The following is a 12,040-nucleotide window of genomic DNA, read 5'->3' on the forward strand; positions in this document are numbered from 1 at the left end:
CGGGACACCCCGCGCCCCGGTCAGGCCACCGGGACGAACCGGGCCGCGTCGGCCACCACGTACCCGTCGGTGCCCTCCGTGCGGATCAGCACGCTGCCCGCCGAGCCCGCCGCGAACTCGTACGCCCCGAGCGACACCCACTGCCCGCCCGAGCCGCGCTGGTCCACCGTGCGGGTGGTCACGCCACCGGCGTGCGCCACGTCCACCGGGACGTTGCTCGCCCGGTTCGGATCGGCCGTCCAGCGCAGGTAAACCGTCCACGTGCCGGCGGCCGGCAGCGCCGGGGTGAACCGCAGCCGGTTGACGCCCTTGCCGGTGTTGCCGTCGTGCTCGTAGTCGGTGCCGAAATAGCCGCCGACCTGGGTGCTGCCCACCCAGACCCCGCCCCGGGTCACCCCGACCGAGCGGTTGTCGACCACGATCTCGCCCTCGGTGACGGGCGGCCAGGTGAGGATCTGCCCGTCGGCGCGCAGCCGGGCCTGGAGGGCGCCGACGTCGACCCGCTGCGCCGGCACGCCCGCGTCCAGGGCCAGCTTCGCCGCCGTCGCGGCGGACTGCGCGAGGATCATGAACACCGGCTCCATCCGGATCGAGCCGTACGCGATGTGGCTGGCCGCCAGGCAGACCGGGACGAACAGGTTGGCGCACTGCCCCTGCGCGGGCACGATCGACCGGTAGCTGACCGGGTACGGCCCCGGCACCCCCACCTGCACGTCGCCCTCGTTCTTCACCACCCCGTTCACCACCACCCGCTGGCAGTTGTGCGAGTCCATCGTGTAGCTGGCCAGGCCGACCGAGTCGGCGACCCGCACCGCGCCCCGGCAGTCCCGCTCCGTCATCACGTAGTCGGCGAGCATCCGCCGCGCCTCGCGGACGTACAACTGGGGTGGCCAGCCGCCGGTGGCGGTGAACTCGTCGGCGGCCAGGCCCCAGGCGGCGGTGTCGGCCCGGACCGACGCCGGCAGCCGGGGGTCGTTGGCCAGGAACCACAGCAGACCCTGCTGGTACGCCCGGTGCTCGGCCACCATCGTCTGCCGCTGCGCCCAGGTGGCCGTCGGATACCCGTGGCTGGCCCCGATGAAGTCGGTGGAGAACGCCCCGGTGTTGTTGGAGTCGGTCTTGCCGCCGCCGACGCTCTGGGTGGTGAAGAACGGGCCGGTGTAGCCGGCCTGCACGTAGCGCAGCAGCAGCTCGTAGTCGGCCGGGTCGTAGCCGGCCGGCTTCGGGAACGGGATCCGGTCGGCGGCCCGGGTGAGGCACATCCGGAAGTTGTACGCCTGGATCCGGTCGTCGCCGGTGCCGTTGGGCGCGACGGGGGCGGCGGAGATGCCGGGGAGCAGGCCGCTCGCGGCGTTGCCCGGCACCACGTACGGGTCGACGGGCAGGGTGAACTGGTGCGCCCCGCGCAGCTGCACCCCGTTGATCGTCTCGCCGTACACCGAGTTGGCCTCCCGGCCGACCGCGTACGACACCCCGGCCGCCGCCATGAGGTCGCCCTCGTAGGTGGCGTCGACGAACATCCCGCCCGCGAAGAGCCGCCCGTCGTCGGTGGCCAGGCCGGTGAGCCGGTCGCCGGCGCGGGTCACGGAGGCGAGCCGGGCGTCGAGGTAGACCGGGATCGCGTGCTCGGCGAGCAGGTCGGCGAAGACGGCGGCGGCGACGTGCGGCTCGAAGACCAGCCGCATCGGCGAGGTGGGGGTGACGGCCGTGCCGGCGTACTTCGCGTGGACCCGGCGGTAGAACTCCCCGGCGAGGCCGCCGATGGCGGCGCTGGTGCCGCTGTCGGTGTAGCCGAGGCCGCCGGTGGTCAGCCCGCCGACGTGGCCGCCCGGCTCCACGATCAGCGCGGTGCGCCCCAGCCGGCGCATCTGCACGGCGGCCATGATCCCCGCCGAGGTCGCGCCGTAGACGACCAGGTCGGCGGTGACCGTGGCGGCGGCGAGGGCGGGCAGGCCGGGGCCGGCGGCGGCCTGGACTGGCAGGCCGAGGCCGGTGGCGGGGGCGGCGAGGAGGGTGGCGCCGCCGAGGCGCAGCAGGTGGCGGCGGTCGAACGAGAGCGGCATCGCGCAGGCCCTTCGGGAAAGGGGAAGGCGCGCGCCGCCGCACCTCGGGAACGCATCGACTCTCGTGCATGCGCTCGGCCGCTGTCAAGCGCCTGCGGGGTGTTTGGAGGGGCCCCTTCCTATACAGAAAGCGTTAACAGGGGGCCCCTCCTTTCAATTCACCGTGCGCAGGACGGGGCGCACGGTGAGGGCGGCCGCATCGAGCGGGCGCGGGGCCCGCACCGTGAACGTCGCCGACTCCCCTGGCAGCAGCGTCACCAGGGCCTCGTCGACCTCGGCGGCCGGGTCGAGCCGGTCCGGGAACAGGGTCAGGTCGCGCAGGAACGTGCGGGCGGTGACGCGTACCCGCTGCCCGCCGTCGACCTCCTCGACCGTGGCGTCGTATTCCGCCACGGGCCAGTCGGCGTCGCGGTCCTCGGCGAAGAACCAGAACGCCCGCCCGGCGTCGCCGTCGGCCTCGGCGACCAGCAGCTCCCGCCGGGCCTGCTCCGGCCGGGCCAGGTCCGCCGGCAGCGCCAGCTCCACCGTCGCGTACGCGGGCACGTCGAGGTCGTACGTCGACTTCGCCCTCGGCTCGCCGTCCGCCGTGACCCGGGTGACGGCGGCGGCGGCCCGCCACGGCTGCCCGGTCTCGTTGACGGCCACCAGCGCCAGCCCGCCGTCGCGGGGCTGGACGGTGAGCAGCCGGTCGGCGTACGCGCGGCGCAGCGCGTGCCACAGGGGTTTGCGCCGGCCGTCGCCGTCGACGGCCGCCCAGGAGGTGACGGGCCAGCAGTCGTTGAGCTGCCACACGATGGTGCCCATGCACACCGGCCGGTGCGAGCGGAAGTGCTCCACCCCGAGCTGGATGGCGCGGGCCTGGTTGAGCTGCGTGAAGTAGTGCCACTCGGCGAAGTCGGCCGGCGGGGGCAGGTGCGCGTCCAGGCCCCGCTGGAGCTTCGCGTCGCCGTCGATGGCCTTCTGGTGGTGGGCCATCCCGGGCGAGTCGGGGGCGAGCGGGTCGTCGGAGATGGCCCGGCGCAGCGTCGCGTACGCCGGGGGCGCCTGGTAGCCGAACTCGGCGACGAACCGGGGCACGTACTCGCGGTACTTCGTGTAGTCGTCGGTGTTCCACACGTCCCAGATGTGCATGCTGCCACGCGCCGGGTCGTTGGGGTGGACGTCCTCGGTGCCCGACCAGGGGCTGCCCGGCCAGTACGGGCGGGTCGGGTCCAGCTCGGCGACGATCGCCGGCAGCAGCTCCAGGTAGTAGCCCCGGCCCCAGGTACGCCCGGCGAGGCGCTCCTGCCAGCCCCAGTCGTGCCAGGCCCAGATGTTCTCGTTGTTGCCCGTCCACAGCACCAGCGACGGGTGGGCGGCCAGCCGGGTGACCTGCTCGCGCGCCTCGGCCTCCACCTCGGAGCGGAACGGCTCCTCCTCCGGGTACGCGGCGCAGGCGAACAGGAAGTCCTGCTGCACCAGCAGCCCGAGGGAGTCGGCCAGCTCGTAGAAGTCCTCCGACTCGTACCGGCCGCCGCCCCAGACGCGCAGCAGGTTGATGTTCGCCCCGACGGCCTGGTCGAAGCGGTGTGCCAGCCGCGCCCGGGTGACCCGGTCGGGGAACGCGTCGTCGGGGATCCAGTTGACCCCCCGGGCGAACACCGGCACGTCGTTGACGACCAGGGTGAACGCGGAGCCGTGCGCGTCGGGCGCGGTGTCCAGGCGCACGGTGCGGAAGCCGATCCGGCGGGACCAGGCGTCCAGCTCCCGGCCGTCGGCGGCGTGCAGGGTCACGTCGAGGGGGTGCAGCGGCTGGTCCCCGTACCCCCGGGGCCACCACAGCGCGGGGTCGCGGACCTCGACGGTCAGCGCGGCCGTGCGCTCCCCGGCCGCGACGACGGCCTCGGCGGCGGACCCGGCCACCGTCGCGCGGACGGTGACGGGCTCGTCGGCGGTGGCCTGCCCGGCGGTGGCGGCGCGCTCGACCTCGACGACCACCTCGACCCGGCCGACGCCGTCGGCGACGGTGACCAGCGGCCGGACCGTCGCGAGCCGGGCCGTGGACCAGGCGTGCAGGCCGATGTCCTGCCAGATGCCGGCGGTGACGACCGTCGGCCCCCAGTCCCAACCGAAGTTGCAGGCCGTCTTGCGGATGAAGTTGAAGGGCTCGGGGTACGCGTTGGGCCGGTCGCCGAGCCGGTCCCGGTGCGCCTCGGCGTAGCGGTACGGCGAGTCGAACCGGACGGTCAGCGTGTTGGCCCCCGGCCGCAGCGCGTCCGCCACGGCGAACCGGTAGCCCCGGTGCATGTTCTCGGCGCGGCCGACCTCGACGCCGTTGACGGCGAGCGTGGCGACCGTGTCGAGGCCGGCGCAGACCAGGTCGACCCGGTCGGCGTCGCCGGCCGGCGCGTCGAACGTGGTCTCGTAGACCCAGTCGGTGCGCCCGATCCACGCCAGCGCCGTCTCGTTGTCGTCGAGGTACGGGTCGGGAATCAGGCCGGCGGCGAGCAGGTCGGTGTGCACGCAGCCGGGCACGGTCGCCGGGACCGACCGGCCGGCCACCTGCGGCGGCACCTGGCCGCCGGCGACGGCCCGCAGCAGCCAACCCTCGTGCAACGATTGCCGGATCACGACTTCACCGCGCCTTCCATGATTCCGCGGACGATCTGACGCCCGCCGACGAACAGCATGACCAGCAGGGGGATCGTGGCGACGAACGCGCCGGCCAGCACCCGCCGGTAGATCACGTAGTTGCCGCTGGCCAGGTCGGAGATGGCCACCATCGAGGTGGGGAAGTCGGTGCCGCTGAGCGTGATCAGCGGCCACTGGAAGTCGTTCCAGGTGGCCACGAACGTGAGCAGGCCGAGCACCGCGAGGGCGGGCCGGATCGCCGGCAGCACCATGCTCCAGTAGATCCGCATGGTGGTCGCGCCGTCCACCCGCGCCGACTCGACCAGCTCGTCGGGGACGGAGTTGACGATGAACTGCCGCATGTAGAACACGCCGAACGCGGTGACCAGGCCGGGCGCGATGACGGCGAGCAGGGTGCCGTTCCAGCCGAGCTTGCCCATCACGATGTAGAGCGCCACGATGCCGAGCTGGTTGGGCACGGTGAGGGTGAGCACCACGAACAGCATCAGCCAGCCGCTGCCCTTGAAGCGCAGCTTGGCGAACGCGAACCCGGCCAGCGAGCAGAAGAACAGCACCGAGGCGGTGACCACGGTGGAGACGATGAAGCTGTTGATCAGGCCGGCGGCGAAGAAGACGTCCTGGAGGGAGAAGACCTCCTCCAGGTTGACCAGGAGCTGGTTGCCGGGCACGACCGCCGGGGGGATCTTCGCGAGGGCCTCGTCGTCGCTGGTGGCGATGACGAACATCCAGTACAGCGGGAAGACCGAGAACAGGATCGTCACGGCCAGCAGCAGGTACGTCCCGAGGCCCGCCGGGGTGTCCTGCGGGGCGCGGCCCATCAGCCGGGCCCGGCGGCCCCGGGGCGCGGGGGCCTGCTCCACGGGCCGCGGCGCGGTGTCGACACTCATTTGCGCCCTCCGGACAGGCGGCTCGTCAGCCAGGTGTTGATGCCGGCGACGACGAGGATGATCAGGAACAGGGCCCAGGACATCGCGGCGGCGTAGCCGAGGTTGAGGTCCTTCCAGCCCACCTTGTAGATGAGCTGGGCGATGGTCTGCCACTCGCCGTTCGGGCCGCCGGTGGCCGCCTGCGCGTTGAGGTCGAACAGCATCGGCTCGGTGAACAACTGGAGGCCGCCGATGGTGGAGAGCACGACGGTGAACACGACGACCGGCTGGATCATCGGCACGGTGATCCGCCAGAGCTGCTTCCACGGGCCGGCGCCGTCGATGGCCGCCGCCTCGTAGACGTCGCGCGGGATGGACTGCATCGCCGCGAGGTAGAGCAGCGCGTTGTAGCCGATCCACTTCCAGTTGACCATGGTGGCGACGGCGATCCAGGAGTGCAGCTTGTCGGCCCGCCAGTCGATCGGGGCGTCGCCCCCGCCGAACGGGCCGAGCAGCCAGTTGGCCATGCCGAAGTCGCGGGAGAAGAAGACGCTGAACACCATCGTGGAGGCGACGATCGGCGTGACGTACGGCAGCAGGATGCCGACCCGCCACCAGGTCTGGGCGCGCAGCCTGCGGTTGAGCAGCGAGGCGATCACCAGGGCGAGCAGCAGCTGCGGCAGCGAGGAGAGCAGGAAGATGCCGAAGGTGTTGTAGAGGGCGTTCCAGAAGTCCTCGTCGCCGGCGAGCCGGGCGAAGTTGTCGAACCCGGCCCAGTACGGCAGCGTCGGGTCGTCCAGCTCGTAGTTGCGCAGCGACACCACGCCGTTGAACAGCAGCGGGAACAGGCCGAAGACGGCGAACAGCAGGAAGAACGGCGCGATCATCAGGTACGGCATGTAGCGCATGTCGAAGCGGTACAGCCGGTTGCGCCAGGTGAGCCGCCGCTCGTCGGCCCCGGATCCGCCGGTGCCGCGCTCGGGCGCGGAGCGGGGGGACGGTGGCGCGGCGCGGGTGGTGGACATGGGGGACGCTCCAGGGCCGGTCGGACTGTGCGGGGGTGTCGGGGAGGGCGTTGCCCGGCCCCCGCGCCGGGGGCGACGCGGAGGCCGGGGCGGCGACCGGTGGCGGGGCCGGGCCGCCCCGCCACCGGTCGCCGGGGCGTCAGGACTTGCTGGCCTTCTCGGCCTCCTTGACCGCCTCGGCCCAGGCGGCGTCCGGCTTGAGCGTCCCGTTCTCCACCCGCCGGATGACGTTCTCCACGTTCACCCGCGTCGGGCCGTTCTTCTTGCCCTGGTACTGCGGGGTGAGGCCCTGCGCCATCTTCGGGAAGATCTGCCCGACCGGGGCGTCGTTGAAGAACGGGTTCTTGAACTCGGCGATCGCCGGGTCGGCGTAGAGGGCCGGCTGCGACGGCAGGTTGCCGACCTTCTTGAAGATCTCGATCTGCTGCTCCGGCTGCACCAGCCACTCCAGCAGCTTGTACGCCTCGTCGACGTTCTTGCTCTGCTTGGGGATGGTCAGGAACGAGCCGCCCCAGTTGCCGCCGCCGCCGGGCACGGCCGCGATGTCCCACTTGCCCTCGGTGCCGGGGGCGGTCTCCTTGATGTGCCCGAGCATCCACGCCGGGCAGGCGAGGACGGCGAACGCGCCGCTGGTGAAGCCCTTGTCCCAGTCGGCCTGGAAGCTGACGAGCTTGGCGGAGATGTCGGCCTGGAGCGCCTTGACGGTGTAGTCGAAGGCGACCTTCGGGCCGCCGTCCATCTGGAGCTGCTCCTGCTCGGTGTAGAAGCCGACCTGCTGCTGGCCGAGGATCGGGTTGAACAGGTTCGTGCCCGAGTCGATGAACTTCTTCTTGGTCTTGCCGGTGTACTGCTGGCCGACCTCGATGAACTTGTCCCAGGTGGGCCACAGCGCGGAGACCTGGTCGCGGTCGGTGGGCAGCCCGGCGGCGGCGAACAGGTCGGTGCGGTAGCACATGGCCAGGCCGCCGACGTCGGTGCCGAGGCCGATCTGGGTCTTGCCGTCGGCGGAGAGCGTCTGCTTCCACTTCCACGGCAGGTACTTGCTCTCGAGCGACCCGGCGCCCTTGTCGAGCAGGTTGACGAACTTGTCGGACTGGCCGCGGAACTGCACGGCGTAGCCCTCGTCGATGGCGGCGATGTCCGCCGCGCCCGAGCCGGCGACCAGCTTCTTCTGCAGGTCCTCGTGCTGGGCGTTGTACTCGCCCGAGTTGAGCTGGATCTTGACGTTGGGGTGCTCGGCCTCGTACTTGGTCTTGAGGTCCTGGAGCCCGAAGTCGCCCCAGAAATTGATCTTCAGGGTGACCGTGCCGCCACCCGCGTCGTCACCGCCGGTGGTGCTCCTGCCGCTGCACGCGGCCACCATGGTCAGGCCGACCGCCCCCACGGCGACCGCGCGGGCCCAGTGGCTCCAGGACCGTCTCATGTCTTCCTCCGAGCAAGATGGAAACGCTCCCGACATCGAGAGACGTTGACTGAACCGGATAAGTGACGCCACCGTACGGGCCGACCCCACCAGTGTCAACGGCCGGTTAACTGAGTGCCTGTTCCGTAACCTTTCGGTGTCCTGCGCAGGCTTAACCGCGCAAGCGCAGCCCCGGGGCCACGCCACGCACGGGGCCCGGCCCCGACCGCCGGCCCCACCCGGTTGCAGTAGCGTGAGGGCCGCCGGCCACCCCGGCACCGTGCACCCGCCCCGGGGCGGGCCGAGCAAGTGGAGGAACACGCCGGTGAAGCGGCCGACCATCGCCGACGTCGCGCGGCGGGCCGGGGTCTCCAAGGGCGCGGTCTCGTACGCGCTGAACGGGCAGCCCGGCGTCTCCGAGGCGACCCGCCAGCGCATCCTGGCCATCGCCGCGGAGATCGGGTTCAGCCCGAGCAGCGCCGCCCGGGCGCTCTCCGGCGCCAGCGCCAACGCCGTGGGCCTCGCCCTGTGCCGCCCGGCCCGGATACTCGGCATCGAGCCGTTCTTCATGGAGCTGATCAGCGGCGTCGAGGCCGAGCTGTCCGCCCGCTCGTACGCGCTGACCCTCCAGGTGGTCGCCGACCCCGACGCCGAGATCGCGGTCTACCGCCGCTGGTGGGCCGAGCGCCGCGTCGACGGGGTCTTCGTCTGCGACCTGCGCACCGACGACCGGCGGGTGCCGGCGCTGGAGGAGCTGCAACTGCCGGCCGTGGTGATCGGCGGCCCCGGGCACACCGGCGGGCTGGCCCATGTCTGGTCCGACGACGCCACGGCGCTGGTCGAGACCGTGGAATACCTGGTCGCCCTGGGGCACCGCCGCATCGCCCGGGTCGGCGGCCTGCCCTCGCTGCTGCACACCGAGGTCCGCAGCGACGCCTTCACCGAGGTGTGCGCCCGGCTCGGGCTCGACGAGTCGGTCACGGTCTGGTCGGACTACACCGGCGAGGAGGGGGCCCGAGCCACCCGGCGGCTGCTCAGCTCCCCGCACCGCCCCACCGCCGTCATCTACGACAACGACGTGATGGCGGTGGCGGGCCTGTCCGTGGCCCAGGAGATGGGCCTGACGGTCCCCGGCGACCTGTCCATCGTCGCCTGGGACGACTCGCCCCTGTGTCAGCTCGTGCACCCGCCGCTGACGGCGCTGGGCCGGGACATCCCCGCGTACGGCGCGCACGCCGCCCGGCAGCTGCTCCAGGTGATCGCGGGCGAGCCGGTCAGCGGCGTACAGGGCGAGACGGCGCACCTCACCCCCCGGGGCAGCACGGCACCACCCCGGGCACGGTGAGCCGGGCCAGGGTCGACTGAACCGGTTAAGCGGTCACCGGGACGCCGACGGGAACTCCTCGAAGTACGCCTCCACCCGCTCGGCGGTCGCCGGGCGGGCCAGCGCGTGGCCCTGCCCGTACCGGCAGCCGGCCCGCGCCGCCGCGTCCACCTGCGCCGGGGTCTCCAGCTCCGCCGCGACGACCTCCAGGCCGAGGCGTTGGCCGAGGCCGACCACCACGTCGGTCAGCGGCGGCCGCACCGGCCCGCCCGCACCGGCCGCGTCGGGTCGGTGCGCGGACGACGCCGCCGGGGCCAGCTTCAACAGGTCGACCGGGAGCCGGCGGAGCTGGGCCAGCGAGGCGTGCTCGGCCCGGAACCCGTCCAGGGCCGTGCGGACGCCGAGCGACCGCAGCCCGGCGAGCCGGGCCACCACCGCCGGCAGCTCCGGGCCGACGCGGGGCTCGGCCACCTCGACCACCAGCCGGTCCGCCGGCACCCCGTGTGTGGCCAGCACCGCCGCCGTGCGGGGCAGGAAGTCCGGCGCGGTCAGCTCCCCCGGGGTGACGTTCACCGACATCCACAGCCGTCGGTCGCCGGCCGACCAGTCGGCGAGCTGACGGCACGCCCGGTCCAGCACCCAGCGGCCCACCTCGCCGATCAGGTCCAGGTCCTCGGCGACCGGCAGCAGCTCGGCCGGCAGCACCGTGCCCAGCACCGGGCTACGCCAGCGCAGCAGCGCCTCCGTGCCCACCGGCAGCCGGTCGGCCAGCCCCAGCACCGGCTGGTAGACCAGGTCCAGCTCGCCCCGGGCCACCGCGCCGGGCAGCTCCCGCTCCAGGTCGAGCCGGCGCACCAGCTGCTCCTCCAGGTATGCGTCGTACCACTCGATGCGGTCCCGCCCGAGCTGGGCGGCCCGGCGGCGGGCCAGGTCCGCCTGGCGCAGCACGTCGTCGGGCCCCACGCCGCCGACCTCGGCCAGGCCGACGTTCGCCTGCAACCGGACCTCCTCGTCGCCCGCCATCCGGTACGGCTCCGCCAGCGCCGCCAGCAGCCGGGTGCCCAGCCCGTACGCGAGCACGGGGCCCACGTCGGTGAGCACCGCGAACTCGTCGCCCACCAGCCGGGCCACCAGGTCCTCCGGGCCGGCCACCGCCCGCAGCCGGCGGGCCACCTCGACCACGACCGTGTCGCCGAACGCGTGCCCGCGACCGTCGTTGACCGCGCCCAGGCCGTGCAGGTCGACCACCAGCAGCGCCCCCGACCCGCCCCGGCGGGCGCGCAGCTCGCGCAGCAGCTCCCGCCGGTTGGCCAGCCCGGTGAGCTGGTCGGTCGCGGCCAACTGGTGCACCGCGCGTTCCAACCGGCGACGCTCGCCGACGTCGCGCACGTGCAGCACGAGCGCGCGGACCTCGGGCACGCCGCGCTGGTCGCTCACCGTCGACTCGGTCTCCCGCCACGCCCCGCGCCCGTCGCGCATCCGCGCCGGCAGCAGCGTCGGCCGGTCACCGGCGAGCACCCCGTCGAGCAGCCGCGCGATCCGCCCCGCGTCGTCCGGGTGCAGCAGGTCGGCGAAGTGCCGACCGAGCACGTCCGCGTCGGTGAGGGCGAAGAGCCGGGCCGCCGCCGGGGACTGCCAACGCACCCGCAGCGCGTCGTCCAGCAGCAGGATCAGGTCGTTGCCGCCGGAGACCAGCGCGCGGAAGTGCGCCTCCTGGGCGGCGAGCCGGCCGGCGTACCGACGGTTGTCGGCTGCGGAGATCAGCTCCCGGACGACCAGCGGGGGGATCACCGAGAGGCCGAGCAGGACCATGCCGGTGCTGAACGGGCCGTACGCGGCCAGGTGCCCGGCGGCGGCCAGGGTGGCGATGCCCGCGGGCGCGCTGACCCGGGGCCAGACCGGCGGCGGGCCCCCCGCCCGCCTCGGGTCGCCGGCGGCCACCCGCCGGACCCCGGCCGCGGTGAGCAGCACGCCGGCCACCAGCGGCGGCACGGTCGCCAGGGCCGCGCGGTCCGGCGCGCCGTAGGCCAGCAGCACGATCAGCGCGAGCAGGCCGAACTGGGCGGCCCCGGTGCCCAGGAGGCAGACCGCCGCGCCCGGGCGGCGTCGCCAGTCGGCCAGGGCCGCCACGCCGACCGCCGCGAAGCCGAACCCGCCGGACGCCACCGCGATCCGGGCGGCGAGCGGGGCCTGCTCCGTCGGCAGCAGCACCCAGGCGGCGAAGTGCAGGCTCAGGCCCAGGCTGACGATGTCCGTCGCGTGGCGCACCCGGGCGCGCGCCGCAAGCCGGGTGCGGCCGGGCAGCAGGAGCAACCCGACGGTGTGCAGCACGGCGGCGAGGCCGAGCCCCGCCGCGCCGACGGCGACGCGCAGTCCGGCGGCGACCAGCGGCAGCACCGCGACGGTCAGCCCGACGGAGAGCACCGCCGCGTGGAGCAGCCCGGCGGCGGGCCGCACCCGCGGGCCACGCCACGGGCCGGGTCGCGCGACGTCGTCCCCGGCGGGGTCACCGCCCCGGGCCGGGACGACCAGCCGGGACAGCCGGGCCCCGGCGAGGGCGCTGCCGGCGGCCCCGGCGAGCGCCACCACGGCCAGCGGCGGGACCGCGCCGGCCAGCCCGGCGAGGACGAGCAGCGCCACCGCCGCCAGCACCAGCAGGTCGGCGGGGCGCAGGCGGGGAACACCTGAGGGGTACGCGACGGGCACGGCGGTCGCCTTCGTGAGGGGGC

At 73.9% G+C, this 12,040-nt stretch carries 7 protein-coding genes; 1 reads left to right on the plus strand and 6 read right to left on the minus strand.

The window, feature by feature from the left end; all coding sequences use genetic code 11:
- Positions 1 to 20: 20 nt before the first annotated feature.
- From ACVMYR_RS07820 to ACVMYR_RS07840, 5 genes are all read right to left on the minus strand, one after another.
- Entirely contained in the window at positions 21 to 2,063 is a 2,043-nt protein-coding gene (locus ACVMYR_RS07820; protein ID WP_457121437.1) for an FAD-dependent oxidoreductase, read from the minus strand.
- A gap of 153 nt (positions 2,064 to 2,216) precedes the next feature.
- Positions 2,217 to 4,673: a glycoside hydrolase family 2 protein gene (locus tag ACVMYR_RS07825; protein ID WP_457121438.1), complete on the minus strand. Its 2,457-nt coding sequence runs from the start codon at positions 4,671 to 4,673 to the stop codon at positions 2,217 to 2,219.
- Positions 4,670 to 5,512 (minus strand): carbohydrate ABC transporter permease, encoded by an 843-nt coding sequence (locus ACVMYR_RS07830; protein ID WP_431892625.1) that lies wholly within the window; start codon positions 5,510 to 5,512, stop codon positions 4,670 to 4,672. Before ACVMYR_RS07830 ends, ACVMYR_RS07825 begins: the two co-directional genes overlap by 4 nt.
- A 65-nt stretch (positions 5,513 to 5,577) precedes the next feature.
- Entirely contained in the window at positions 5,578 to 6,585 is a 1,008-nt protein-coding gene (locus tag ACVMYR_RS07835) for a carbohydrate ABC transporter permease (protein ID WP_043962254.1), read from the minus strand.
- 139 nt (positions 6,586 to 6,724) lie between these two features.
- On the minus strand, positions 6,725 to 8,008 hold the full coding sequence (locus ACVMYR_RS07840; protein ID WP_077936564.1) for an ABC transporter substrate-binding protein: 1,284 nt from the start codon (positions 8,006 to 8,008) through the stop codon (positions 6,725 to 6,727).
- Positions 8,009 to 8,312: 304 nt separating this feature from the next.
- On the opposite strand from ACVMYR_RS07840, the gene ACVMYR_RS07845 reads away from it, so the two are divergent.
- Positions 8,313 to 9,332, plus strand: a complete 1,020-nt coding sequence (locus ACVMYR_RS07845; RefSeq protein ID WP_043962251.1) for a LacI family DNA-binding transcriptional regulator — start codon at positions 8,313 to 8,315, stop codon at positions 9,330 to 9,332.
- A 33-nt stretch (positions 9,333 to 9,365) separates the two neighbouring features.
- On the opposite strand, the gene ACVMYR_RS07850 is transcribed toward ACVMYR_RS07845, so the two are convergent.
- Entirely contained in the window at positions 9,366 to 12,017 is a 2,652-nt protein-coding gene (locus ACVMYR_RS07850; protein ID WP_457121439.1) for a putative bifunctional diguanylate cyclase/phosphodiesterase, read from the minus strand.
- Between the last annotated feature and the right edge of the window lie 23 nt (positions 12,018 to 12,040).

Source organism: Micromonospora sp. PTRAS2, from assembly GCF_054052245.1.

Bases quoted from the DNA above. Each gene is read 5' to 3' on its own strand.
- ACVMYR_RS07840 (WP_077936564.1), bottom strand. From the start codon at position 8,008: ATGAGACGGTCCTGGAGCCACTGGGCCCGCGCGGTCGCCGTGGGGGCG.
- ACVMYR_RS07830 (WP_431892625.1), bottom strand. From the start codon at position 5,512: ATGGGCCGCGCCCCGCAGGACACCCCGGCGGGCCTCGGGACGTACCTG.
- ACVMYR_RS07835 (WP_043962254.1), bottom strand. From the start codon at position 6,585: ATGTCCACCACCCGCGCCGCGCCACCGTCCCCCCGCTCCGCGCCCGAG.
- ACVMYR_RS07820 (WP_457121437.1), bottom strand. From the start codon at position 2,063: ATGCCGCTCTCGTTCGACCGCCGCCACCTGCTGCGCCTCGGCGGCGCC.